The organism is Shewanella sp. M-Br (genome assembly GCF_036245925.1).
GTDB classification, from domain to species: Bacteria; Pseudomonadota; Gammaproteobacteria; order Enterobacterales; family Shewanellaceae; genus Shewanella; species Shewanella oncorhynchi.
Genome location: NZ_BJBV01000004.1, coordinates 104,363 through 130,894 on the forward strand (window position 1 = coordinate 104,363; position 26,532 = coordinate 130,894).

The 26,532-nt window shown below is 46.0% G+C and carries 21 protein-coding genes and 1 pseudogene; 12 read left to right on the forward strand and 10 right to left on the reverse strand.

Annotated features, from left to right (window positions below):
• Positions 1-75: 75 nt before the first annotated feature.
• Positions 76-2,340 carry a GGDEF domain-containing phosphodiesterase gene (locus tag AAA952_RS04390; RefSeq protein WP_173497835.1) on the reverse strand — a complete coding sequence of 755 codons (2,265 nt, stop codon included), beginning with the start codon at positions 2,338-2,340 and terminating at the stop codon, positions 76-78.
• 266 nt (positions 2,341-2,606) lie between these two features.
• On the opposite strand from AAA952_RS04390, the gene AAA952_RS04395 reads away from it, so the two are divergent.
• The gene (locus AAA952_RS04395; protein WP_131524452.1) at positions 2,607-3,353 is read left to right on the forward strand and encodes a class I SAM-dependent methyltransferase; all 747 of its coding nucleotides are present in this window, start codon (positions 2,607-2,609) and stop codon (positions 3,351-3,353) included.
• A gap of 227 nt (positions 3,354-3,580) precedes the next feature.
• Entirely contained in the window at positions 3,581-4,228 is a 648-nt protein-coding gene (locus tag AAA952_RS04400; protein ID WP_338254751.1) for a CatB-related O-acetyltransferase, read from the forward strand.
• Between the two features lie 46 nt (positions 4,229-4,274).
• Here the strand turns inward: AAA952_RS04400 and AAA952_RS04405 are convergent, their stop codons facing one another.
• Positions 4,275-5,195, reverse strand: a complete 921-nt coding sequence (locus AAA952_RS04405) for a LysR family transcriptional regulator (RefSeq protein ID WP_338254753.1) — start codon at positions 5,193-5,195, stop codon at positions 4,275-4,277.
• A gap of 185 nt (positions 5,196-5,380) precedes the next feature.
• On the opposite strand from AAA952_RS04405, the gene AAA952_RS04410 reads away from it, so the two are divergent.
• The 8 genes from AAA952_RS04410 (at position 5,381) to AAA952_RS04445 (ending at position 14,034) form a co-directional block, all read left to right on the forward strand.
• Positions 5,381-6,130 (forward strand): 3-oxoacyl-ACP reductase family protein, encoded by a 750-nt coding sequence (locus tag AAA952_RS04410; RefSeq protein ID WP_338254755.1) that lies wholly within the window; start codon positions 5,381-5,383, stop codon positions 6,128-6,130.
• A 40-nt stretch (positions 6,131-6,170) separates the two neighbouring features.
• Positions 6,171-7,130, forward strand: a complete 960-nt coding sequence (locus AAA952_RS04415; protein ID WP_338254757.1) for an alpha/beta fold hydrolase — start codon at positions 6,171-6,173, stop codon at positions 7,128-7,130.
• A gap of 153 nt (positions 7,131-7,283) precedes the next feature.
• On the forward strand, positions 7,284-8,453 hold the full coding sequence (locus AAA952_RS04420) for an MFS transporter (protein WP_338254759.1): 1,170 nt from the start codon (positions 7,284-7,286) through the stop codon (positions 8,451-8,453).
• 260 nt (positions 8,454-8,713) lie between these two features.
• Positions 8,714-9,463: a 3-oxoacyl-ACP reductase family protein gene (locus AAA952_RS04425; protein ID WP_338254761.1), complete on the forward strand. Its 750-nt coding sequence runs from the start codon at positions 8,714-8,716 to the stop codon at positions 9,461-9,463.
• A 195-nt stretch (positions 9,464-9,658) separates the two neighbouring features.
• Positions 9,659-10,087 (forward strand): hypothetical protein, encoded by a 429-nt coding sequence (locus AAA952_RS04430; protein ID WP_338254763.1) that lies wholly within the window; start codon positions 9,659-9,661, stop codon positions 10,085-10,087.
• Between the two features lie 278 nt (positions 10,088-10,365).
• A complete protein-coding gene (locus tag AAA952_RS04435; RefSeq protein WP_338254766.1) occupies positions 10,366-12,477 on the forward strand; it encodes a protein-disulfide reductase DsbD family protein in 2,112 nt (703 codons plus the stop codon).
• 122 nt (positions 12,478-12,599) lie between these two features.
• Entirely contained in the window at positions 12,600-13,484 is an 885-nt protein-coding gene (locus AAA952_RS04440) for a thioredoxin domain-containing protein (RefSeq protein ID WP_012197816.1), read from the forward strand.
• Positions 13,485-13,509: 25 nt separating this feature from the next.
• A complete protein-coding gene (locus AAA952_RS04445; protein ID WP_338254950.1) occupies positions 13,510-14,034 on the forward strand; it encodes a protein disulfide oxidoreductase in 525 nt (174 codons plus the stop codon).
• 111 nt (positions 14,035-14,145) lie between these two features.
• On the opposite strand, the gene cyoE is transcribed toward AAA952_RS04445, so the two are convergent.
• The 6 genes from cyoE to AAA952_RS04475 all read right to left on the reverse strand — a co-directional run bounded on the left by cyoE (position 14,146) and on the right by AAA952_RS04475 (position 19,718).
• Positions 14,146-15,078 (reverse strand): heme o synthase, encoded by a 933-nt coding sequence (cyoE, locus tag AAA952_RS04450; protein ID WP_338254769.1) that lies wholly within the window; start codon positions 15,076-15,078, stop codon positions 14,146-14,148.
• 13 nt (positions 15,079-15,091) lie between these two features.
• Entirely contained in the window at positions 15,092-15,433 is a 342-nt protein-coding gene (gene cyoD, locus AAA952_RS04455) for a cytochrome o ubiquinol oxidase subunit IV (protein WP_338254771.1), read from the reverse strand.
• Positions 15,433-16,053, reverse strand: coding sequence for a cytochrome o ubiquinol oxidase subunit III (gene cyoC, locus AAA952_RS04460; RefSeq protein ID WP_011787513.1), 621 nt, complete (start codon positions 16,051-16,053; stop codon positions 15,433-15,435). Before cyoC ends, cyoD begins: the two co-directional genes overlap by 1 nt.
• A gap of 1 nt (position 16,054) precedes the next feature.
• Positions 16,055-18,034: a cytochrome o ubiquinol oxidase subunit I gene (gene cyoB, locus AAA952_RS04465; RefSeq protein WP_173248333.1), complete on the reverse strand. Its 1,980-nt coding sequence runs from the start codon at positions 18,032-18,034 to the stop codon at positions 16,055-16,057.
• A gap of 2 nt (positions 18,035-18,036) precedes the next feature.
• Complete coding sequence (cyoA, locus tag AAA952_RS04470; RefSeq protein ID WP_338254777.1) at positions 18,037-19,140, reverse strand: ubiquinol oxidase subunit II; 1,104 nt, start codon at positions 19,138-19,140, stop codon at positions 18,037-18,039.
• Between the two features lie 188 nt (positions 19,141-19,328).
• Positions 19,329-19,718, reverse strand: coding sequence for a hypothetical protein (locus AAA952_RS04475; protein ID WP_338254779.1), 390 nt, complete (start codon positions 19,716-19,718; stop codon positions 19,329-19,331).
• Positions 19,719-20,333: 615 nt separating this feature from the next.
• On the opposite strand from AAA952_RS04475, the gene AAA952_RS04480 reads away from it, so the two are divergent.
• Together AAA952_RS04480 and AAA952_RS04485 are read left to right on the forward strand one after the other, a co-directional pair.
• On the forward strand, positions 20,334-23,981 hold the full coding sequence (locus AAA952_RS04480; RefSeq protein WP_338254781.1) for an EAL domain-containing protein: 3,648 nt from the start codon (positions 20,334-20,336) through the stop codon (positions 23,979-23,981).
• A gap of 97 nt (positions 23,982-24,078) precedes the next feature.
• Positions 24,079-24,562: pseudogene (locus tag AAA952_RS04485) on the forward strand (cytoplasmic protein).
• A 24-nt stretch (positions 24,563-24,586) separates the two neighbouring features.
• Here the strand turns inward: AAA952_RS04485 and AAA952_RS04490 are convergent.
• Positions 24,587-25,651: a sulfate/molybdate ABC transporter ATP-binding protein gene (locus AAA952_RS04490; protein ID WP_338254783.1), complete on the reverse strand. Its 1,065-nt coding sequence runs from the start codon at positions 25,649-25,651 to the stop codon at positions 24,587-24,589.
• Between the two features lie 27 nt (positions 25,652-25,678).
• Complete coding sequence (gene cysW / locus AAA952_RS04495; protein WP_198572436.1) at positions 25,679-26,530, reverse strand: sulfate ABC transporter permease subunit CysW; 852 nt, start codon at positions 26,528-26,530, stop codon at positions 25,679-25,681.
• Positions 26,531-26,532 lie beyond the last annotated feature (2 nt).

A 26,532-nucleotide genomic window follows, 5' to 3' on the forward strand; every position in this document is an offset into this window, starting at 1 on the left:
TGCAAACATAGCAAAGAGAGGCAAATGCCAGTCGCCAATTATACCTGCGATGCTTCTAGGCGTAAATTTAATGCCTCAGTTGGCGCTCTTTTTATTGGCAAACCAATGTGTGGGGGTTTGCATTTGAAAGGTTTTCAGCCAGAGATTCGCTGGTGCGGGTTTACCGAATAAATAACCTTGAAATTGTTCGCATCCTAGCGCAGTGAGTTGCAATAACTGGGCTTCGGTTTCGATACCTTCGGCAATGACGTTGAGTTTTAAGCTCTTGGCTAACAGGATGGCGGCGTTAACAATTTGGGTATGGCGTTCACTAATGCCCATTTGACTGACAAAGTAACGGTCGATTTTAATTGTGTCGGCACTGATATCAATGAGCTGGCTTAATGACGCATGGCCAGTGCCAAAATCGTCAATGGCGATAGAAACCCCCATGCGAGCTAAGGTGTTTAGGCGTCGGCCTGTTTCTTTATGGGTTGAAAATACAGAGGTTTCAGTAATTTCAATTTCCAACAATGGGATGAGTTCAGGATGATTCATATAGGTTTGGATTAACACCTTAAAGAAGCGATCCGACAGAATATCTTGCCCTGATAAATTAAAGGCTATCCTAACCAGAGGCACATTCTTAGGCCAAGAACGGATCAGTTGTAGTAATTGCCTGAAGACTTTTATCGCAAAAATCGCCTGCAATTGAGATGACTCTATGATGGGGATAAAAGTGTTCGGCATGATCATAGTGCCGTCTTCGTCAAACATTCTGGCTAGCGCTTCAAAGCTAGTAATGTGGCCATTGGCCATCACTTTAGGTTGCAGCCACATTTCAAGGCGGTTGTGTTTCAGCGCGTCACGGATTCTGGCTTTTTGCGATGAAGCTTCGAGCAGATTGTTAATCAAACCAATGTAATACACCATCACTGGGCTAGCTTGGGTGGTTTGTTTTATGGCAATTAAACATTGCTCCGCGGCTTGCTGCGGTGAGGCTTTATTACCAGAGCTGCAACCGACTCTGCACTCGAGATGATATTCAGTCTGTTGTTCTTGCTTAAGTTGTAGGTTTGTTGGAATACGCTCGCGTAATTGTAGCGCTAGGTTTTCAGGGGAGATAAGCGGCAGGCTAGTAAACTCGAGTGCAAACGATGCTCCTCTAAATCGGTATATTTTTGCGATATGACCAAAGCGATTTTTGAGTTCAATAGCAAAGGCTTTTAGGATGGCATCTCCGACGCTGATACCGAAAGCAGCATTAATTTGGCTAAGATTATCAATTTTGATTAAGGCTACGGTCATTTCCTGATGGATCAAGCTTGGCGCTGGGTTATACCAGTGATTTTCGTTGGGTAATCCTGTCACTAAATCATAGAAATGCGTGCTGATGTGGTGCTTTTTAAGTCGACTCAGCTCAATCGCATGGTTTGCCTGTTCTGTGACATCGTGGCAGTGAAACAACAAAGTATCATGGTGCTGTAATGAGGCTTTCTGCAGCAGATATTTAGTGCTGTTATTGTTCTTTAAATGGGTCGGAAACGACGCCGCCAGTAAATTCGTGCTGGTATCTTCGGTAAGTTCAAAAATGTCACATAGGCGAGTGCGGTTTAGTGTGACTTCTCCAGCGATTTCCCTCGCGGCATTATTCAGGTTGAGAATGACTCCATCCTCATTGCAGAAGAAAGAGGCTGTACCATTATTTTCAAAGATTTCAGCATATTGGTCTAATGTATGTTGCAGTGCATTTTGATGCTGGATCATTTGCTGCGCATGGATTTTCTGGGTTTTTAGCAGACGCATCGCCGACAACGGGATACAGATATTAAAAAACATAAACAGCAAACCGTTTAGATAAGCGTGGGTCGCAGGTAGGCTGATATCAATATCGATAATGGGAGGCAGGTTTTGGTTACGCAGTAGCAGTAAAAAAGGCAATACGTTGAAACACATCATAATAAAAGCGACTTTTCTGCCAAACAGGAAAAGCGCCATCAAGGGCAAGGTATATAAGAAAGTAATACCTACTTGCGATAAGTTGAAGTCAGGGATAAACAACAGCATAGATAAACAGGCTGCAATAACCATCGCCAGCAGGCTGATAGAGCTGACGAGTAAATATTTGCGCGTAAACCATAAAGACAGGAATAGTACGGTTAAAAAACTGACCGTAATGCTGATAATGAAAGTGAGGTTTAACTCATACGCAATTAAAGAGCTATGCAGCACTATGCTAGTGGTCAAGATGGCGCCACTAAGCAGAATAATCCGCAATAAGCTGGTTTTTAATATCGTTTTGTCAGGATTTAAAAAATCTTGCTCCCTGATAAACAAAAAACCTTTTAGCCATTGAAGCAAAAAAAGTCCTTATCCCGTACGGAAGTCACGCAGGTTGGCTGGGGACGTAACATATAACATAAATCACTAAACTGTTATACAAATAGATTGCTGCCTTTATAAATCAGTACATTACAGTGTGATGCTTGTTTGAATTATTAAGGGCGTACTGAGACAAATTGGCTAAGACAGTGATGAGCTTGGCGATGTGTTTTGCTTACTAGCATATTCATAAACGAGATTTTTAGGCATAATGGCCATCATTTTCGTTGGTTAGAAGACAGCCTGTGACCCCGATTTTTTTCAATCAGCAATACCCAACACTTGTGGATATTTGTGCACGTTGGCAACTCGTCTACGATGCGAATGCGACCTTCGAATTGCGTTTTGAATCAGATACTTTATCACTGCATAAACGCGATGAGCCTAAGCTCGATGGCATAGTGGTGGATTTTGTGACTGGCGCCGTCGCCCATAGACGTAAGTTCGGTGGCGGTCGTGGCCAATCTATCGCTAAAGCGGTGGGATTAAAGCAAGGGGTAACACCGAGTGTTGTCGATGGCACAGCGGGTTTAGGGCGCGATGCGTTTGTGCTCGCAAGCCTTGGTTGTAATGTAACTATGGTTGAACGTCATCCTGTGGTTGCGGCATTGCTTGAAGACGGTCTGCGCCGCGCCTATCAAGATGCTGAAATCGGCGATTGGATGCGTGAGCGGATGCGCCTATTTCATGGTTCTAGCTTAGAAGCACTATCGAAATTGGCACAAGAGGTGGATGTGGTTTACCTCGATCCTATGTACCCCCACCGTGATAAATCGGCCCTTGTTAAAAAAGAAATGCGTGTATTCCAATCCTTAGTCGGTGCCGATTTAGATGCCGATGGCTTGTTAGCCCCAGCTTTAGCCTTAGCAACTAAACGTGTCGTCGTTAAGCGCCCAGATTATGCCGAAGATTTGGACGGGGTTAAGCCTAATACGGTTATTGAAACCAAGAAAAACCGTTTCGATGTCTATGTAAAAGCTGCGATGAAATAGCGAAGATTTTTCTCATCGCGAACATTGTATGCTTTCAGTGACAACGGCTTAGCTCATGTCGATATTTCAGTTTTATGGGCTATTTTCTTTTTTATACCCACTTGTGATTTTTTTATGAAACTCATTCCTCTGCTAAAACAGCCGCGTATTCACTGACTATTCTAATGTGAAACTTCTCATAACATGATGTCTTATATCTATTATTTTGTTTATAAAGAGGATTTACAATGCAGAACAAGCATTGGTCAAAAGTTGAGTTATTGCACGAGGTGGTCACCAATCCCAATATCATAGTCAAAGGCCAACATAGCTATTACAGTGATTGCTGGGATGCTGGCTTTGAGGGAGCAGCAGTGAGATATCTTCATGGTGATGAAGTGAGCCGTGAGTGGGAGCCTAAGTGGCCTATCGATAAACTTTATATCGGGAACTATGTGTGTATCGCTGCCGAAGTTGTGATCTTAATGGGCGGAAATCATACGCATAGAGCGGATTGGTTTTGTTTATATCCCTTTATGGATTTCATCGAGGAGGCCTATGTAGGCAAAGGTGATACTCATATTGGTGATGGGGCTTGGTTAGGTATGAGATGTATGCTGATGCCTGGGGTGACGATAGGTGAAGGTGCGGTTGTTGCCGCAAATAGTGTCGTCACTCAAAATATCGAACCCTACAGTATTGTGGCGGGATCACCTGCGAAATTAATCAAGTATCGGTTTGATAAAGACGTCATTACTGAGTTACTGGCGTTAAAAATCTACGATTGGCCTGCCGAAAAGTTTGATAGCTTAAAGCAGCATTTGTGTTCGGCGGATTTTGACGCGCTCAGGAAAGCGATCACTCTCTATGACCAATCTGTACATCAAAATAAATAGCCGTTAGTCCCAAAGTGAAAGGTCGCGATTAGTCGAGGCCTTTTACTTATCCTGCCTTAAATCTGCTTTTTGGCGCTTTCGCTAAGTCGGCCAGTGCTTCGATGATCACTCGTAGCTTTGGTTGGAGGTAAGGAGTTTTAAGCCAAATTAAGTGGATGGGTGTGTCGTCACTGGCGAGTTCGTCTAGTACCGAGATAAGTTCACCAGTTTTAAGATAGTCCTCAACTAACCATATCGGCACTTGTGCTAAACCCACTCCCGCCAGTGTGGCCGCTAAAATGGCTTCGCAATCAGCTATTTCGTGGCGTACTGGAATGTCATAGGCCTCGATGATCCCATCCTCATTTTTAAGTAACCAGCGATGTTGCTGCCCAAGCGGCCAGCCGACAATGCATTGGTGCTGGCTGAGATCTTCTTTGCCTTGTGGCGTGCCAAGTCGAGCGAAATAGGCGGGAGATGCGCAGATCACTCGGCGTTGTTCTCCTAATCTACGGGCGACTAAATCCACAGTGTCGCCGAGTTGTCCGACACGCACCGCCAAATCAATCCCATCATTGAATAGATCTGTCGCCCTATCGTTAAAGGTGATGGATAACTCGAGCTTGGGATATTTTTGCGACAGTGATAATAGGGTTGGCAGTATATATCGCCGCCCAAACGTCACGGGTAAATCCACTCGCACTCGACCTGAGGGAATTTGCTGTTCGCTGCCGAGTCGGCTCTGTGCATTGTCTAGGATTGCCATGGCATTTTGGCAATCTGTGAGATACGAATCGCCATCATTGGTTAAGCTTACACGCCTTGTGGTGCGGTGCAGTAGTTTAGTGCCTAAGCGGGTTTCTAAGCGCACTATGCTTTTACTGAGCGCCGAACCAGTCATGCCTAACGCCTGCGCCGCTAAGGTAAAACTGCCTAGCTGGGCAACTGTGACGAAATGGCGTATCTCAACAAATTGATTATTTATCACGGCAATTAATTCCTTATAGGACTTAGTGAAGGTCATTTTAGTGACTTAATCAGGTTATGGGAATAGCGTAAGCTACGACCACAGTATGAAAATGAGCGTTAATCACTGGGCGGCAGCCATATTGTGATGGATTAACAACGCTGTTCTATATAGCCAATTTAAAATCTCTATTGAGTGAGCTAACTATGAAATCGTCGAATAATCTGCAAGGTAAAGTGGCTTTTGTACAAGGTGGTAGCCGTGGTATCGGCGCTGCCATTGTTAAAAGATTGGCGAGTGACGGCGCAGCGGTTGCCTTTACCTATGTGTCATCTGAGGCCCAATCACAATTGCTGGTTGACGACGTTATCACCCATGGCGGTCAAGCTATTGCCATTAAGGCCGACAGCACAGAGCCGGAGGCGATTCGTCGTGCCATCCGCGAGACCAAAGCGCATTTCGGTGGCTTAGATATAGTGGTCAATAATGCGGGCACGTTGATTTGGGATAGCATCGAGAACCTGACGCTAGAGGACTGGGAGCGAACCATTAACACTAATGTGCGCAGTGTGTTTGTGGCGAGCCAAGAAGCCGCGCTGGACATGAATGACGGCGGCCGCATCATCAATATCGGTAGCACCAACGCTGAACGTATTCCGTTTGTAGGTGGTGCGATTTACGGCATGAGTAAATCGGCATTAGTCGGCTTGGCCAAAGGATTAGCGCGGGATTTAGGCCCACGTGCGATTACGGTGAACAACATTCAGCCAGGCCCTGTGGATACCGATATGAACCCTGATAACGGCGATTCATCTGAGCCCGTTAAGGCGATAGGCGCCCTAGGGCGTTATGGTAAAGCCGAAGAGATCGCTAGCTTTGTCGCCTTTATTGCGGGCCCAGAAGCGGGCTATATCACAGGGGCGAGCTTGATGATTGATGGTGGGTTTTCAGCATAAGTTTTGATGACATTTTAAAGTTGGTTCACTGAAAGGTTTAATGATGATTAAAAAAATGAAGTACTTGATGTTTGCGGCATGTACAGCGGCCACTTCGTTGACGGTAAACGCCACGACTGAGTTCCCTATCCCATCAGGATTTGAGAGCGGTTTCGAGGAAGTTAATGGTATTAAGATGCACTATGTCGCTGGCGGCAGTGGCCCAGTATTGCTAATGGTGCATGGTTTTGCCCAATCATGGTATGAGTGGCATCAACTTATGCCTTTGCTTGCCAAAAATTATCGAGTTATCGCCATTGATATACCGGGTCTAGGGTTATCTGATCCGCTTAACAGCTCTTATACTGGGGAAGACGTTTCCCCTTATATCTATTCACTCGCGAAACGTTTTAGTCCAGATGAGCCATTTAATCTTGTCGCGCATGATATTGGCATATGGGCAACTTATCCTATGGTGGCAAAGTATCAAAAGGATATTGCTAAAGTGGCCTATTTAGAAGCAGTGATCCCAGATGAGAGAATTTACACTTTCCCAGCGTACACACCTCAAGGGGAATCAACCGCTTGGCATTTTAGCTTTTTCTCTGCGGATGGCAATTTACCAGAAACCTTGGTCTCGGGTAATGAAAAGAAATTCTTCTCGCATTTTATTCGAAAGCATGCAGAAAAGCCGGAAGCCTTTTCAGAGGAGCTCCTAGGACTTTATGCAAAATCATATGAGAAGCCTCATACATTGCATGCAGCATTTGAATACTACCGAGCTTTACCAAAGTCGGTTCTACAAAATAAAGAAATATTGGCTCAAGGTAAGCTAAAAATGCCACTGTTAGCGATATCGGGTAATGGTCTAGGCAGCTTAGGTCAAACTCAAATTGACCAAATGAATGAGTACGCTACTCAAGTTGAAGGACATATATTGGATGGATGTGGACACTGGCTAATGGAGGAGTGTCCAACTCAAGTGGAACCATTAGTGCTTAAGTTTTTTAATACTAAGTAACAGAAATACTGTATTCATATCGAGTCTAATGCCGAGTAATTTAAATGCTCGGCATTTATTTTTTCGTTAATTTACCTCAAATCTATTGTCCATAGATTTAGTCGTTAGAAGTTGCAACGCTTTCTTATGATCCCAATATTCTAAGAGTTTTGAATGATGAAAAAAGAAAACATATTGTTATTCTCACTGTCGTTAGCGGTATTTGGCATCATAACAACAGAGTTGTCTATTATTGGTTTGCTACCTTATGTTGTTCAACAATTTCAGGTAGACATTCAACAAGCTGGTTTCTTAGTTAGTATTTATGCCATTGTGGTTGCATTCACTGGTCCTTTTGTGACGCTATTTATGTCTGGGTGGAATCGTAAGTATGTGCTGGCTGGGATACTTGCATTATTTGTGGTGTCAAACTTGGTGTATGCGAATACGCAAGAATACTCCACCATGATGATATTCCGTATTTTACCCGCGTTAGTCCATGCGGTGTTCTTCTCGGTAACTTTAGTGGTCGCTACCAGTATGGTTGCAGAGAGTGAGCAGGCGAATGCCGCAGCGAGAGTATTTGCAGGTGTTGCAGTTGGCCTTGTTTTAGGTGTTCCAGTGAGTTCATTTATTGCGGAGCAATATTCTTTATCAGCAGCGTTTTATTTCGGCCTAACAGCATGTGCTATCGCTCTGGTGAGTGTTTTATTGTTGATGGAGAACATGCCCGTAAGAACTAAGATGTCATTTGGAGCGCAGGTAAATATCTTACGAAACCCTGCTATGTGGTTATCCTTGATGACTGTCGTGTCTATCTTTGCTGCAATGTTCTCTTCATATAGTTATATCGCTGAGTATTTGAGCACAGTGACAGGTATGAGTGGTAAGTTAATCAGTGCAATGCTGATGTGTTTTGGTATTTTTGGCGTAGTAGGTAATTTCATTTTTGGTCATCTAATTAATGCCAATATGCTAAGAGCCGTAGTGTTATACCCGATAATGCTTTTAGTGATATTTGCAATGATAAATTTTTTAGGTTTCTCATATTATTTTATGATTGCTATTATCGTTTTTTGGGGCGCGGTACACTCTGCAGGTTTATTGGTCAGTCAGACATGGATTATGGATGACGCTGGTGATGCACATGTTTTTGCTAATAGTTTATTTGTTTCATTTTCTAACTTAGGCATCACGATTGGATCGGCATTTGCCGGGTGGTTTATATATAAGATTGGCATCGAAAACTTATTTATGGTGAGTTTTATGTTCACTGCTTTAGCATTAGTCAGTATTTTGATTAAAGTTAAATTATATAAATCCCCCTTAAAAGAGTTAGTTTAAACCTGTTTTTCTTAGCGATTCAGTTTTAAGATATAAATGCGTTTGTATTGAAGGATAAACTTTCAACAAATTGTAAGGCAACTAATTCCTTGTACGACTTAGTGATGGTCATTTTGATGACTTAATCAGAGTAAGTTAATAGCGTAAGCTACGACCAGAGTATGAAAATGGGTGTTAATCACTGAGCGGCAGCTAATTTGTGATGGATTAACAACGTTTTTATATACAATACTTTCGTATATCCATTGAGTGAGCTAACTATGAAATCGTCAAATAATCTGCAAGGTAAAGTGGCTTTTGTACAAGGTGGTAGCCGTGGTATCGGTGCCGCCATCGTTAAGCGTTTAGCGAGTGACGGCGCCGCGGTTGCCTTCACTTATGTGTCATCTGAAGCCCAATCACAATTGCTTGTTGACGAAGTTATCACCCATGGCGGTCAAGCCATTGCCATTAAGGCCGACAGCACTGAGCCAGAGGCGATCCGTCGTGCCATTCGCGAGACCAAAGCGCACTTCGGTGGTTTAGATATTGTGGTCAATAATGCGGGCACGCTGATTTGGGATAGCATCGAAAATCTGACGTTAGAAGACTGGGAACGAACAATTAACACTAACGTGCGCAGTGTGTTTGTGGCGAGCCAAGAAGCGGCGCTACACATGAATGACGGCGGCCGCATCATCAATATCGGTAGCACCAACGCTGAGCGTATTCCGTTTGTAGGTGGTGCGATTTACGGCATGAGTAAATCGGCATTAGTCGGTTTGGCCAAAGGGTTAGCACGGGATTTAGGCCCAAGAGCCATTACGGTGAACAACATTCAGCCAGGCCCTGTGGATACCGATATGAACCCTGATAACGGTGATTCATCTGATCCAATCAAGGCGATGGGTGCTCTGGGTCGCTTTGGTAAAGCCGAAGAGATTGCCAGTTTTGTCGCTTTTATCGCGGGTCCTGAAGCTGGCTACATTACAGGTGCGAGTTTGATGATTGATGGCGGGTTTTCAGCATAAGCTTTGTCTGTATTTATTTTTCAGGCAAGCCAAAATAATTTGCTTGTTGATGAACTATTGTTACAATCCGCCGGTCTTATCTGCAGCTAGCTGTGAATAGACGTTTATTTTTATCTTTATAATCAAAGAATAAGACGAAGGGAAATCCAAATTTCTAAGTTATCGACTAAGCAAACAGGCAACTTATGGGGCGTGATGGTGTTTACCATTCTGACCTTGTTCTGTTTGACTCAAAACAGTGGAATACTTAACTTGTTGCTCAAAGAGTCGAGCGCGCAAGCGATGTCGGCTACGTCTTTTTCTGGTGCTGGTTTTAGCGCCAACTCAGTTTTAAACTCAAGTTCAGCTTTAAACAGCAGCTCAGCTTCAAGCAATATGGCGAGTCACGTCGATGCCCAAGCGGCGGGTACTGAGCTGGTCAAAAGCGAGCATAAAAAATGTGAATTGTCTGAGAAATCGATCCGAACCTGTATCGATGCACCGAGTTCCATTCCATTTCTTATCCTGTTGTTCCTACTGCCGTTACTTCCCCGCGCCTCCCGCGTGATAACACTGTTACCCATACAAGGTTATCAGGCTAAACCTAGGCGAATACATCTCACTCTCTGTCGCTTTCAAGAATAGAAATAATTTACTTATCAAACTGATAGGTGAGTTTTTTCTGGCGCCCATTCTCTAGCTCGATAGTTGGCTTTTCTTACCCGTTTAACGGTTGAAAGGACCATTACCCAGCTGCAGAACGTCCGCTTTACACATCCTATCTCAGATCAAATTTCTTGAATTAAGCCTGCTATCACACTGATTTTTCTTAAGCCATCACGCCCTTTGTAATGGGGGCAGAGTTAAGCAGTAAAGCAAGCATTTACAGGGCATAACGAACGGTTCATGCCAATGGGGACAAAATGAGTACATTAAAATCCATGTTAACCAGATTCTGGATACTCGCCTTGATAGTGACGAGCCCGTCGCTCATGGCGGCATCGACAGGATGGTTAGTTAACGATAATCACCCGCCAGCCAAAGTACGTTTTATGCTGACGGGCGAAGTTGATCCCGCAACGAACACTTTGCCCGCTGTGCTTGAAGTACAACTCGAGGGCGATTGGAAAACCTATTGGCGCAGTCCTGGGGAAGGCGGTATCGCGCCTACCATCAATTGGGATGGCTCTCGCAATCTACAGCAAGTGGATTGGAGATGGCCAGCGCCAGAGGAATTCTCATTATTGGGATTACAAACCTTTGGTTACAAAGGTAATACCACCTTTCCCTTAACCCTAAAAGTCGATGATATCTCTGCCCCAACTCAGTTGCGTGGCAAAATGACCTTGTCGACCTGTACCACTATCTGTGTACTGACGGATTATCAGATTAGTCTTGATTTCACGCCCAATGCGCTGCAAGCAGATACCGATGCCATGTTGGCTTACAACAAGGCCGTGTCGCTTGTGCCACAAAAAGTGTTGACCCAAGAGGGCCAGAATCCTGCCATGACAATGGGTTGGGATGCCGCCAAAGGTCAACTTGAAGTCAGACTCAATGATGCCAACTGGCAGCAACCCACTGTGATTATCGATGGTGAGCCAGATACCACATTCAAGCTAGTGAGCTTAAAGCCAAGCGAAAGTGAGGCAAATGGCCAGCAATTGATTGGTATTTTCACCGGTCAAAGTTGGCTGGGTGAGCCTGAAGTCTTAGGTAAATCGCTGAATGTCACAATAGTCGATAGCGAGCGATCACTGGAATACAGCGCCGAAGTGAAGCCTGTGGTGATTACTCAAGCAAGCACCTCGATATTTGGCATGATTCTGTTAGCGCTTATTGGTGGTTTGATCTTAAACGTCATGCCCTGCGTGTTACCCGTTCTCGGCATGAAGCTCAGTTCAGTGGTTGCTGCGCCTGATCTGAAGCGTAATCAAATCCGCCAACAGTTCATCGCATCAGCGCTGGGGATATTGGCCTCATTTTGGTTACTGGCTGGCTTTATCTTAATGCTTAAGCTCACGGGTCAAGCGATTGGTTGGGGTGTGCAGTTCCAAAACCCTTGGTTTATCAGCTTTATGGCGCTGGTGACCACAGTGTTTGCCTTCAATATGTTAGGTGTATTTGAGATTAACTTACCCTCTAACGTGCAAACCAAGTTGGCGACGACGGGCGGCAATAATAACAGCGGACACTTTTTACAGGGCATGTTTGCGACGCTACTGGCGACACCGTGCAGTGCACCATTTTTGGGTACTGCGGTCGCCTTCGCCTTGGGCGCCGATGTACTGAGCCTGTTTGCCATCTTTACCGCGTTGGCCGTGGGTATGGCGTTCCCTTGGTTGATTGTGGCGGCATTTCCGCAAGTGGCGGGTTATTTCCCTAAACCCGGTCGCTGGATGAATACAGTCAAAGTGTTTTTCTCCGGCATGTTGCTCATCACCAGTTTGTGGCTGATTAGCCTGTTGGCCAGCTTTATTGATGTGCTCTACATCTGGCCGTTAGCAGGTGTCATTACACTGATATTTATGGTGTTTATGGCGAAGAAATATGGCGCGATTGCTATTGTGAGCTGCTTAGGTATCGGCATTTTACTGTCGGCGGTTATCGCATTTATGACGGCGAACCAGTGGGCTAAACCTTTACCTGCGGATCTTGCTTGGACGCCATTGGATCAAGCATTGATTAATCAGCAGGTCGCCCAGGGCAAGACAGTATTTGTCGATGTGACTGCCGATTGGTGCATTACCTGTAAGGCCAATAAAGTTGGCGTGATCTTGCAAGATCCAGTCTATAGCCTGTTGCAACAGCAGCATATTGTGCCGATGAAGGGCGATTGGACCACGCCTTCTGAGCCCATAACTCACTACCTGCAAAGCCATAATCGTTTCGGGGTGCCATTCAACGTGGTTTATGGCCCGGGTGCACCGCAGGGGATTGAATTACCTGAAATTCTATCAACTGACCTTGTGCTTGCTGCGATTGAGCAGGCCTCAGCGTCCCCTGAAAAGTCATCCGTAGCGGCAGGGAAATAACGCTAACGAACAGCCATTCACTCGGCAATATCACTAGCCAATCTCGTACGGTAGCTCGCCGAGTGACACTCAACAAATACTCAGGTCAGGAAGCCCCTGACCTGAAACAATGGAAATCGATTATGAAACAGACAATTGAAGCACAAAACATCACTGAATCAATGCAGAATACTCAAGTCATCGGAGGCACTAAGATGTCGAAATTTAGCTCTTTATTCAAACATCGCAAGTTGCAGATGTTTGCTGTCTCGGGTGTCGCCATGGCAATGCTGGTGGTTTCCTTGCCTTCGGTGAGCACCATGGCCTATGCCAAGGACAGCAGTTTATCGGCGGCGCAGCAGCAAGAGGTGCGAGCGATTCTTAAAGATGCCTTGATCAATGATCCTGATCTAATGAGAGAAGCAATTATTGCGTGGCAAGCAAGGGAGCAAGAGGGTGCAAATACAGCCATGCAAACCAGTCTTGTGACTCATCATAAAGCCATGTATGAGACCAAAAGCGATCCGTGGAAGGGCGCTGCGACACCTGAGATTGAGATGGTGTACTTCACCGATTTTAACTGCCCATACTGCAAGAAAATCGAGCCTTCGCTGAACCAGCTGATTGAAGAATTTCCGCAGTTAAAAATCATAGTCAAAATGGTGCCGCTGCAGGGCGAAGGCTCCAAAATGGCGGTCGATTTTGCCCAAACGGTTTGGTTAAACGAGCCCGAAAAGTATCTCAAGGTGAAGGATATGTTGATGTCGAGTCCGCGTGGACTCGATGCCGCAGCCATCGCTAAGGTCGCTAAACTGACGGCAACCGAGCGCTGGGTCGGCAACACAGATGAGCGCGTCGCTAAAATGGTAGATGACAATGTTAATTTAATGAATGAGTTAGGTATAGGTGGCACTCCAAGTATGATAGTGGCCGATACGCTTATTCCCGGATTAGTGCCTTACGAAGTGTTAAAAGAGCAGCTTGAAGCCGCGATTGCCGCTAAAGATAAGACGCAGAAGAGCAGTTAAGATGCCGCCAAAGGAAACTGAAAATATGAGCGCCGAACAGGTTTCGATATCTTTACCTAAACGCATATTGGGCTGGATTAAGCAGCTGGCACTTTGGCTGCTCATTGCCCTTATCGTGACCAGCGTGATGGACATCTGGCGCGGCAAAGATATCCCGCGGGATAATTTGCCGCAGCTCCAAGGGACGACGTTGGCTGGGGATACGCTTGATATTGCCACGCTCAGCCAAGGTCAGGCGGTATTGGTGTACTTCTGGGGCACTTGGTGCCCTGTGTGTAATTTTGTCAGCCCGGCGGTCAATCAAATGTCGGCCTATTACCCCGTGGTGACGGTTGCCATGAATTCTGGGGAGGATGAGAAACTGAGAAAATATCTTCAGCATCAAGGCTATGGCTTCGACACTATTAACGATAGTGACAGCAAGATTGCCCGTGATTGGTCATTGCAGGCGACGCCAACCATTATGATCTTTAAAGAGGGTGAGCTAAAACACTATACGACAGGCTTTACTAGCCTACCCGGTATGTGGTGGCGAATGATGTTCACTTAGACGTGATGCTTCAGGGGCTGTTTTAGGAGAGAGAAAAAGCGCTAATCTTGGTTAGCGCTTTTGTATTATCAACTTATTTCAGGACTAGACAACTAGCTGAAAGCTTAGGGTTTACTTCACTAAAGTGAGTAGTGGTGCCTGACTCACAACTTGGAAGTCGAGCGCCATAGTCACACTAAGCGCCGTAATAGTGATGATTGAAAAACCAAACACTTGGCGAGCCCAGCGGTGCATGTCGACGCCGTGGCGATAACCTTTTAATGCCATGGCAAGCCACCATAGGCTAGTGGCACAGGTGACTGCCATAAAGGCGATACCTGTGTAACCCGCGAGTGGCAACAGTGCACTGACTAAGGCGAACACGGCAATATAAAGCACGATATGCAGTTTTGCTTTGGTCATACCTTCTGCAACCGGCAGCACAGGAATATTAGCTGCCGCATAGTCATTAAAACGGAAAATCGCGATGGCGTAAGAATGTGGCATCTGCCATAAACTGAACATCAACAGCAAAATAGCCGCGCCCATGTCCATTTGGCCTGTCACACTGCAATAGCCAACCACGGGCGGTACTGCGCCCGAGAAGCTGCCAACCAAAGTGCCATACACTGAGTTACGTTTCATGTAGAGGCTATAAACCCCCACATAAACAATGTAACCAATAACGGCAAATAGCAGGGCTAATGCATTGGTAAACAAGGCTAAGATGCTAAAGCCCAACACACCTAAGGCGAGTCCAAACGCGAGTACGTTACCCACGGAAATTTCGCCCGTGACGGTCACGCGTTTGCAGGTTCGCTGCATCTTGGCGTCGATATCACGATCAATACAGTTATTGATTGCGCAACCCGAGGCTACGACCAAGGACAATCCTACTAAGCTCGCTAGCATCAAGACCAGATTTACGTCGCCTTTGGCGGCTAATAAAAAACCGCCAGCAACGGAAATCAGATTCCCGAAAATGATGCCAGGCTTAGTAACCTGCACATACCCTTTGAAGCGTGCTTTCCATTGCGGTGACATAAATCTGTCTTGTGTTTGCATAGACTGTTTCTCGTTACATCATCAAAGCGTTAGCTTCGAGTATGATCCACACCGACAGGCCGACTACCATGACAATAATCAGGGCGGTAAACAGGAAGGAGAAAGTATTTACTTTGCCTTCCTTGGAAAAATCCAAATGCAAGAAGTACTTAAGGTGTACTAAAATCTGCACCAGTGCCGTTACAACTACGACGGCGAGCGTCGTCGATTGCTCGAAGTGATGGGTCATTACCGCCCAAAACGGAATGGCGGTTAATACCACAGACAGCACAAAGCCCATTAGATATGACTTAATGCTCGCGGCCAGATTGTCAGTACCATGGCTATGCTTATCAGTATGACTATGTGCGCTCATTACAGTGCTCCCAATAAATACACGACCGTGAATACACAAATCCACACTATGTCGAGGAAATGCCAGAACAGGCTTAAGCAGCTCAGGCGGGTGATGCTGCGATGACCTAAACCGGTTTTCGCCACTTCAATCATCATGATCGCCATCCAAATCAGACCTGCGGTCACGTGTAAACCGTGCATACCGACAAGGGTGAAGAAGGACGACAGGAAAGCGCTGCGCTGCGGGCCATTGCCATGTTCAATCAGGTGATGGAATTCATAGACTTCCATCCCGATAAACACACAACCGAGGGCGAAGGTGACGAGTAACCAAGCCAAGGTTGCGGCTTTGTTGTGGCGCTTAGCAAAAATCAGCGCCATGCCATAGGTAATACTACTAACGAGCAGGGCGGCAGTTTCGATCAGCACAAAGTCCAATTCGAAAATGTCTTTACCCGAAACGCCACCGTCCGTGTTCATGTAGAGCACAGCATAGGTTGCGAAAACCGAGGCAAACAAAATGCAGTCGGTCATCAGGTAAATCCAAAAACCAAACAGAGTGTTGCCACTCGTGTCATGGTGTTCGTGGTGATCTTCTGCGTGAGCTACTTCTAAATCTGCTGGGATTGCAATACTCATATCAGCCCCTTACTACATTGTTTAAGTGGGCATTTTCAATGCGGGCCACTTCATCGGGTTGCACGTAATAGTCGACGTCATTGTTATAGGCTCGGAATAAGAACACGATAAACGCGCCCACTAAGCCCACAATGGCTAACCACAGAATGTGCCAAATAGCGGCAAAACCCGCGGCAGTGATCCCCAGCGCCATTAAGATACCGCTTGAGGTATTTTTCGGCATATGGATTGGCTGATAGTGTTTGAGGCCTTGATAAGCCAAGCCTTTTTCTTTCGCATCGGTAAAGGCATCGATATCAGCAACCTGTGGCAGCTTAGCGAAGTTATAGAACTGGGGTGGTGAAGCGGTTGACCACTCTAAAGTATGGCCATTCCATGGATCGCCCGTAGTATCGCGGTTTTGGTCGCGGTCACGGATACTCACGTACAGTTGGATAAACTGCAGAATGATACCGACCATGATGATGCAAGCACCCACGGCGGCTAAGTAGATCCACAGGTTCCATGCCGGGTTATCCGTATGACTAATTCGGCGCGTCATACCCATAAAGCCCAGTACGTACAGTGGCATAAAGGCTACGTAGAAACCGATTTGCCAGCACCAGAATGACGCTTTACCTAAACGCTCATTCAAGTGGAAACCTGTCGCTTTAGGGAACCAGTAAGCAAAGCCAGCTAAGTAACCAAATACCGCACCACCAATAATAGTGTTATGGAAATGCGCGATTAAAAACAAACTGTTATGTAGAACGTAATCGGCTCCTGGTAAGGCTAATAGCACACCTGTCATACCGCCTATGGTGAAAGTCACCATAAAGCCTAGCGTCCACAACACAGGTACCGTTAACCGTAGGCGGCCACGGTAGATAGTGAACAACCAGTTAAACAGTTTTACCCCGGTTGGAACGGCAATCACCATAGTCATCACCCCGAAGAAGGCGTTGACGTTGGCACTTGAGCCCATAGTGAAGAAGTGGTGTAACCAAACGATGAAACCTAAAATTGAAATCGCACCGCTCGCCCACACCATAGAGGTGTAACCGAACAAACGCTTAGCCGTAAAGGTTGAGATCACCTCGGAGAAAATACCAAAAGCAGGCAAAATCAGGATGTAAACTTCAGGATGTCCCCACGCCCAAAATAGGTTGATATACATCATGGCGTTACCGCCACCGTCATTGGTGAAAAAGTGGAAATCCATATAACGGTCGAGCGTTAACATGGCTAACACGGCGGTTAAGATAGGGAATGACGCGACGATCAATATGTTCGCCCACGTACAAGTCCAAGTGAAGATTGGCATTTGCATCAGCTTCATGCCTGGGGCACGCATCTTAAGTACGGTGGCGATAAAGTTCACCCCGGTTAAGGTCGTCCCTATGCCCGAAATTTGCAGTGCCCAGATATAGTAATCGACCCCAACCCCCGGACTGTAAGCCAGCTCTGAGAGGGGGGGATACGCCACCCAACCTGTCTTAGCAAATTCACCTAAACCCAATGAAATATTGATCAGCACAGCGCCAGAGGCGGTCAGCCAGAAACTGAGGTTATTCAAGAAAGGGAAGGCAACGTCGCGTGCGCCAATTTGCAGCGGCACGACTAAGTTCATTAGGCCTATCATAAATGGCATCGCCATAAAGATAATCATGATCACGCCGTGGGCGGTGAAGATCTGGTCGTAATGTTCTGGCGGCAGATAACCTGCGGCGCCGTTGGTGGCGAGTGCTTGCTGGGTACGCATCATAATGGCATCGGAGAAGCCACGAATGAGCATCACTAAAGCCAACACTATGTACATGATACCGAGGCGTTTATGGTCAACTGAGGTTAACCAATTATTCCAGAGTACGCTCCATTTTTTGTGTTTAGTGATCAAGGCTGCGATATACAAACCTACCACTGCGACGACCGCTAGGGTCACCATGATGATGGGCTCGTGATACGGAATCGCATCTAAGCTTAATTTACCGAGAAATGACATGATTACTCCGCCTCCACTTTATGAGTGGATGAGTGCTCTAAGGATGAAGGTTCTGTGGATGAGTCTTGTGTTAATGACGGTACAGAAGGTGTTGAGCTATCCATGTCGGCCATGTTCTGTGTATTTTCCATCGCGTGCTCGCCTGCCATATGTGCCATGTCGTGCATACCTTTCATGTCTGCCATGTCAGATGTGTGCTCAGTGCCCATGTGTTCCATGCCTGCGTGCATGTCCATTCCTTCGTGACCGTTCATGCCCTCATGTGAGTCCATGTGCATGTATTGCATCACGATTTGGTCAAACATCCCTTTGCTCACTGAGCCAAAGTATTCAACCGGATTGTATTCACTCGGTTTAGCCAGTGTGGCATAGGCCGCTGAGTCCAATGTCTTGCCCTGTTGTTTTAACTTGGCTACCCATGCATCGAAGTCGGCAGGTGTTTGAGTGGCAATCGCTTTAAACTTCATGCCCGCAAATCCAGCACCGCTGTAGTTAGCCGAAATACCATCGAAGGTGCCGGGCTCGTTAGCGATCAAATGCAATTTAGTGGTCATGCCCGCCATAGAATAAATCTGGCTGCCTAACTGCGGGATGAAGAAGGAGTTCATCGCAGTGTCAGAGGTGATCTTAAAGTTCACCGGCACATTGGCTGGGAACGCCAACTCATTGACCGATGCCACGCCTTGTTCTGGATAAATGAATAGCCATTTCCAGTCCAGCGACACTACTTCAACCGTGACGGGTTTAGCTTCGTGTTCTAAAGGTTTGTATGGATCAAGATCATGGGTCGAACCCCAAGTGATCACACCTAGCACTATCACGATCACAATCGGCACTATCCACACTACGGTTTCAATCGCCGTTGAGTGTGCCCATTTAGGCGCATAGATTTCCTGATCACGGCCATCGCGGTATTTCCACGCGAAGTACAATGTCATGGCAATCACAGGGATAACGACAATGAGCATGAGTAGGGTGGCGACGATAATCAGGTGTTTTTCATCGATACCGATTTGGCCCTTAGGGTCCAACACACCGCCATCACAACCCGCGAGCATGAGTGCTACTGCCGCGATTGCTGCTTTACTTAATTTTCGAATTAACAAAGGAAGATTCCTCTAACCCTAAGATTTACAACTCTGCCAAGCGTTAACCGGCAGTCGCACTAAGCGGCGTTATCTGAGCGCAAATCCTGAGACCCAAGAGGCATGACACAAAATGTGCCGCCATCCCGAGGCAAATCGAAGATCCGCTTTCAGTGCTTAATGCTTAATTTGAATTTAAAAACAGAGGGTTAAAATGGCGGAGCGCGACAACCGTGGGCGGTATGTTCGAGGGATTTTAGCCTTGGGGGTGCTAAAAAAAGTGAAGCGTTAGTTAAATCGAGATAATTGAAAAATTTGAAGCAGCAGTCGATTAAATGCCATAACTGCAGAATAACGAGGGGATTGAGTAATAACAGGCTGAGCAAACTAGCGCCGATAAACTCGGCTAAAAAGCCATTGCTGAGGCTGATGAGTTCACTAATATCGACACAACCGCCGATCAACACGGATAAAACGTCAGCAATAGGCAGCACAAACAATAACCCGAAAAACAGGGTTAGATTTGTCATGCTAAAGGTTGAAAGCCGAATAGTTAGGTTCAATCTTTCAACAATGAATTGGCTAAGAGCTAATTTCAATTAATGAGTCCGGCTGAACGGGAAAAGGAGTCAGTTGGCAGAACAAAAAATATTCAGCATGTAACTTTTTTATGCGGCAGGAGGATACCAAGAAGCGGCTATTGAATGAAAGCGGATCCCCGTAGTAAAAGGGCTTAAGTATTAAAAAAACCTTAATTAAAACTAAATAGGATCGTTAATTTTACAAAATTAACAGCATTTAAACTGATTTTGTTCTCATAAAATAAAAAATTGTGAAGCCTCTCATTTATTCATTTTGACTAAAGTTGATTTGTTTGTGGCGTCATTGAGTTGATTACAGCCCCTATAAACATGTTAGCTTTACCCGCAAAAAGACTAAGCTTAACTTCTATGGCGGGGCTAATGTTGCCGATAGTTGTCTTGATGGGTTAGCTTGTTTGTCGCAAGATTGGGCTCGCCAAGTTTGGCTGTGTGATTAAGAGCATTTGAGATCGGCATCCCAAATAAAAACATCACGTTAAATGAGTGATTGTGTCAGTCATTTACGCTATTTACATTAGATAAACCGATTATTAAACTGTGAACTTATCTCGCCCCTGATATGTGCTTGAGATTGAGCCTGTGAGTAGGGCATGATGCTTCTCAATTCTCGAAGTGCGTCAGCATGAAGGACTACACATAAAGTCATTTATCCCATACCTTAAGGTAAACATTTTCATCACCTTAGCTTACGTTATTGTAGGTAAAATTGGTTTGATGATTGCTTTGCCGCCTGGATATTCTGCTGCAATTTGGCCTGCCGCAGGTATTGCTATTGCCGCTTGTGTTTTATGGAAAGAATATGCGCCTTGGATTGGCGTGTTCATTGGTTCTTTGTTGATTAATCTCAACATCAGCGGGCATATCCATTGGGGGTGGTTGCCCTTTGCTATTTCAATTGGCTCATCTATACAGGCAGTGCTTTCTGCCTATGTTCTTGGGCGAGTCGATCATTTATTCACCCTAGATAATCCTAACGCCGTCATTAAATCCTGCTTGAGTTTAGCTTTAACTTGTACTGTAGCGACTGTTTTTGGCAATTTCTCCTTAGTGATTAACGGTACGATTCCACAGTCCGATTTACTGGGTAGTTTAATAAATTGGTGGACTGGGGATTTGCTCGGTGCCGTGATATTTATCCCTCTGACTATGTTGTTGTTTGATAAGCGAGTTATTTGGCGTTCTCGCCGCATTCAGACGGGTGTGCCTTTGCTGGTGGGCTTTTTATTTTGCGTGGGGATTTATTACTACTCAGATATGAATCAGCGCCAACAGTTACGGGATAAGTTTCTGGTTCAATCTAATGCGATTATTAGCAATATTGAAAGTTTTCAAGATGCTAACCTCCAACAAATTGTTGCCTTAGCAAGCTTGTTCGATAATAGCGAGCAGGTTTCTGAGGATGAGTTTGTACAGTTTGGCAAACGCAATATGTTGATGAAGGATGGCTTTAGAGCTTGGTCTTGGTCACCGCTTGTGGCGGCAGCCGATCAGCAAAGTTTTGAGGCATCCATTCGTTCTGTGGTTGGTGGTTCCTACAAAGTGACTCGTCCCGAAGGCTGGCAGGCGAATACTGATGGTTGGCTAGTCCCTGTGATGTATATTCAGCCGCAGATAGGTAACGAAGCGGCTTTGGGATTAGATCTCAATAGTGAGCCGACGCGAGCTGCTGCCATAGCAAAAGTGCGTGCGACGTTAGCACCCGTGATGACAGCCAAGATTCAATTAGCACAAGATCCCAATGGCCCTGGTGGCACCTTACTCATTGCTCCTGCTTTTGACAGATTGGGTAAGATCTCAGGGTTTTGTTCTGCCGTAATTGATTTGCAAGGCATTATTGATGATGTTGATAGTGTAAAAGGGTTGCAGTGGCAACTGACAGATATGAGTGCGGGCGGTACCTTACTTTATAGCAATACTCGAAAATCGTTTCCCGAATTTAGCAGCAAGCTCTTCAGCGATAAAACTGGGCAGTATTTTCAGGCAAACCTGATGTTAGCGGATCGTCATTGGCATATAGTGATTTATCAATCCTATGCGGTGCTGATGGGCGATACTTTTAGCTTATCGCTACTGATGCTTCTGCTCGCCTTTATCACTTGTGCGGTCGTGGGCGGCATGACACTGGTTTCCTCCGGCGAGCGCCAACGTATTGCCGAAAAAGTGACAGAAAAAACCATGGCATTGTCGAAGGAAATTGCCCGCCGTCAGGCTTTTCAAGCTACCTTGGTCGAAAGTGAGCAAAAATATCGAAACCTATTTGATAAGGCCCCAGTGGGGCATGTGCTTAAACGTTTAGATGATGGTCAATTTGTGGCGATTAACCCCGCCTTTCAAGCGATTACGGGTTATTCGCTCGATGAGCTTAATCAACTTGATCCTTGGGATCTTACCCCAAAGCGTTATCAATTAAGTGAAGAAGAGCAATTAGAGCGCTTAAAGCAGACGCGCCGTTACGGCCCCTATCAGAAGCATTATTTACATAAAAATGGCCAATTAGTGGCGGTGCGCCTCAACGGGGCTTTAGTTACTGGTGCTAATGGTGAACAGCTAATTTTGTTTATTGTCGAAGATATTACCGAGCAGGAGCGTACCGTTGCGCGGGTAAATCTCTTGGCGCAAGTATTTCAGCAGAGTGGTGAAGGCATCACGATTATGGATGCCAACGATATCATTGTGGATGTGAATAGTGCATTTTCTCAGATCACGGGTTATTCCCGAGAGGACATTATTGGTAAAAACTGCCGTTTTATAGAGGCTGAACGAACGGATAAAAGTATCGATTCTCAAGTCCGTGCTGCCCTCGAGCAAACGGGTTTCTGGCAAGGTGAAGTCTGGGACAGGCATAAACAAGGCTACGATTTCCCGAAATGGTTGATGATGTCTGTGGTGCGGGATGATTCTGGTGCCGTGAGTCACTATATTGGCAGCTTTACCGATATCAGTGAGCGTAAAGTCAGTGAGGAACGCATTCATTTCCTTGCCCATCATGACTCTTTGACCTTATTGCCTAATCGACTGAGCTTGCAGTCGCGCCTCGAAGTGGTGTTTAAGGATGCTCTGGTATCCCACAGCCAAATAGCGGTAATGTTCATCGACATGGACCACTTTAAAAATATCAACGACACCTTGGGCCATCATGTGGGCGATCAACTGCTGCTAGAGGTTGCCCGACGTTTGAAATACATCGTTGGTGATAATGATACTGTGGCGCGTTTGGGGGGCGATGAGTTTGTGGTTGCCTTGTCCGATACGAACCATGATGAAGTGGCCAGTTTAGCCGAGGCGCTGCGCAGTGGTTTGAGTCAAACCTATGTGATCAATAATCAAGCATTACATTCATCGCCAAGTATAGGGATCAGTTTATTCCCCAATGATGGTGACAGTGTTGAAGCCTTGATGAAAAATGCCGATATGGCCATGTACCGCGCAAAAGCGGCTGGACGCAATAACTATCAATTCTTTACTGCGGCAATGAACACTTTGATCACTGAACGCCAGCATATTGAAACTGGCCTGAGGCAAGTGTTAGCAAACGACGAATTACGACTGCATTATCAGCCACAAATTGATATTAGAAGCGGGCAAGTGGTCAGTGTCGAAGCGCTTGTGCGCTGGCAGCATCCCGAATTTGGCATGATAGCGCCTGACCGCTTTATTCCCATTGCCGAAGAGATCGACATGATCATCCCAATTGGCCAATGGGTATTAGAAACGGCGATGGCGCAACTTGCTGTCTGGCGCGCAGCGGGTGCCACTGAGTTGCGAATGGCAGTGAATCTGTCAGCGCATCAACTCCGTAAGGATACGATAGTCGCCGATATTACCAATGTGCTGGTGAAGCATAAGTTGGGCAAAGGCGCACTGGAGCTGGAGATTACCGAGAGTGTGGCGATGCAATATCCTGAGCAGAATGCGCGCCTATTAGCGGAATTGCGCCAACATGGTATCGAGCTCGCCATCGATGATTTTGGTACAGGATATTCCTCTTTATCCTATTTGAAACTCTTGCCCTTAGACAGGTTAAAGCTCGACCGATCCTTTGTGAAGGATATTGAGACCGACTCGAACGATGCAGCCATTAGCGCTGCAACTATTTCTATGTCCCATGAATTGGGGTTAACTGTGGTCGCTGAAGGGGTTGAAAACGAGGCGCAATTGGTATTATTGTCGAGCATGGGGTGCGACTTAGTGCAAGGGTTTTACTTTAGTAAACCCTTAGCGGCAGAAGAATGTTTCCGCTTTATCCAGCGTAATTTATAACGGTAGACTGTTGTTGTTTTTCTAATGCTGGCGCAGAGTTGGACTATACTTGAGTTCGCATTATGCATGCGTTAATCAAAATACTAAGGATGGTTTTATGCAAGTCATCTTCACTAAAGGTACTCAGCGTTATGGCCAGTTGCGCTGTGTGCGCATGGACGGTAGTGCGACCCAAACCCAAATGCCAGAACAAGGTATAGCACCTCACGATATGATCCATTATGTGGTTGAAAAACGCCTGCATATTCAAGGCGCTTTCTTCTCGCAGATCAGAGCTGGCGCCGATATCAGCTTTACCTTAGAGCATAATGAAACCTCCCGCGCCATCGCTGATAAAACGGAGGTGTGGCAAACCGAATCCATAGTTGAGACCCTGCAGTCGCTACTGTGGTCGGGTGAAACGCCAACCTATGACGGCTTTATTTATCTGTTAGAGCAAGCCTGTAGCAGTCGAGACTTGGGCGTTCCTACTGTTAACCAAACAGATTTTGATCATATTCTCAATGAGATTATGGATTTGAGTGTCGAGTGTCGAGTGGCAGGGAATGGGAGAAGGTCAGTCCTTGACCTTGAAGTTCTGATCTATTGATTAGGGCGGTGAGTGGCTAAATACCTTCCCCTAAAAAGACTTTGGTATAGCGCGGCTGGATCCAAGCGCTATCACCGTTGTTTATGCCAAGCTGTTTAAATTGCACTTTAGATAATTCAACATGGATCAGTTGGTTATCTAGCTCAGTTAGGACTTCTAATCTCACTGCAGGGCCAACTATGGTCACTAAGTCTAAACTGACTTTAAGGGCATTTTCAGTTGGTTGTGTCAGTACTTCGATTTCGTGTGGACGAACATAGGCCAAGCCTTGTTGCTCTTCGCTAATCGTGTGTTCAGGTGAGGGAATGTGGATATTGCCTATAGTGCTATGCCCTTGTTTTACCCGGGCATGAAATAGGTTCACATTGCCAAGAAACTCGTACACAAAAGGATTGCTTGGATTATCATAAACTTCTTCTGGCGTACCTTGCTGCTCGATACGACCTTGATTCATCACCACGATTTTGTCTGCGACTTCGAGTGCTTCTTCCTGATCATGGGTCACAAATACGGTAGTGACATTAATCTCATCGTGTAAGCGTCTTAACCAGCGGCGTAATTCTGCGCGGACTTTTGCATCGAGCGCGCCAAAGGGTTCGTCTAACAGTAGAACCTTAGGTTCGACCGCAAGCGCGCGGGCGAGTGCGATGCGTTGCCTTTGACCGCCTGAAAGTTGTGATGGATAGCGATTAGCAGTCCAATCTAATTGGACGAGTTTGAGTAATGAATGCACCTTATCGGCAATGTCTGCCTTACTCGGACGTGTTTTTCGTGGTCTGACTGTGAGTCCATAGGCGACATTTTCGAATACAGTCATATGTTTAAATAGGGCGTAATGTTGGAATACAAAACCGACACCGCGTTCACTCACATGCTGTGTGGTGATGTCTTCGCCATTAAATCTGACTATGCCACTGTCGGCCTGTTCGAGTCCGGCAATAATCCTGAGTAAAGTTGTTTTGCCTGAGCCGGATGGACCTAAAAGGGCTGTCAGCTCTCCGGTTTTGATCTCTAAATTGACCGAGTCCACGGCAACAAAATCACTAAAACGCTTATTAACTTGTTGAATGTGTATGCTCATAATGCTCTGTTCCCAAGGACGTTGCGTTTAGTTAATTTGATGTTTGCGCTCATCTTTCCACTCCACAAGGCTTTTCAGCACGATAGTGACCAGTGCTAAACCTGTGAGCAGGGATGACACGGCAAACGCGGCCGTAAACATGTATTCGTTATAAAGCACTTCTATGTGTAGCGGCATAGTATTGGTCTCACCGCGAATGCGTCCAGAGACCACTGCTACCGCCCCAAACTCGCCCATAGCACGGGCATTACACAGGATCACGCCGTAGAGTAAGCCCCACTTAATGTTCGGCAGTGTGACGTACCAAAAGGTCTTTAAACCACTGGCACCTAGGGTGAGTGAGGCCTCTTCTTCATCTTTGCCCTGTTGCTGCATCAGTGGGATGAGTTCACGGGCAATAAAGGGTAAAGTGCCGAACATGATGACAATGACTATGCCCGGAACGGCAAAAATCACTTTTAAATCATGGGCAGCAAGCCAAGGCCCAAACCAGCCTTGGGCACCAAAGAGGATCACAAAAATCAGCCCGACCACGACGGGTGAGATAGCGAAGGGCATATCGATTATCGAGATCAGTATGGTTTTGCCTCTAAACTCAAATTTAGCAATAGCCCAAGCGATGGCTACACCAAAAATAGCATTGGTGGGTACAACAATAATTAACACTAACAAGGTGAGTCGAATGGAAGCGAGCGCATCGGGATCGGTCACGGCTTGCCACCAGACCTTGAGACCCGCTTCGAAGGCGCCGTAGAGCACAACCGCTAATGGCAAAACCAGAAACAGTGCGAGAAAGCTTAATGCGATCCCGATTAAACTCCACTTTATCCAAGGAGCCTCAGTAGTAGCGTGATGATTTACAGTCGATATTTGGCCCATAG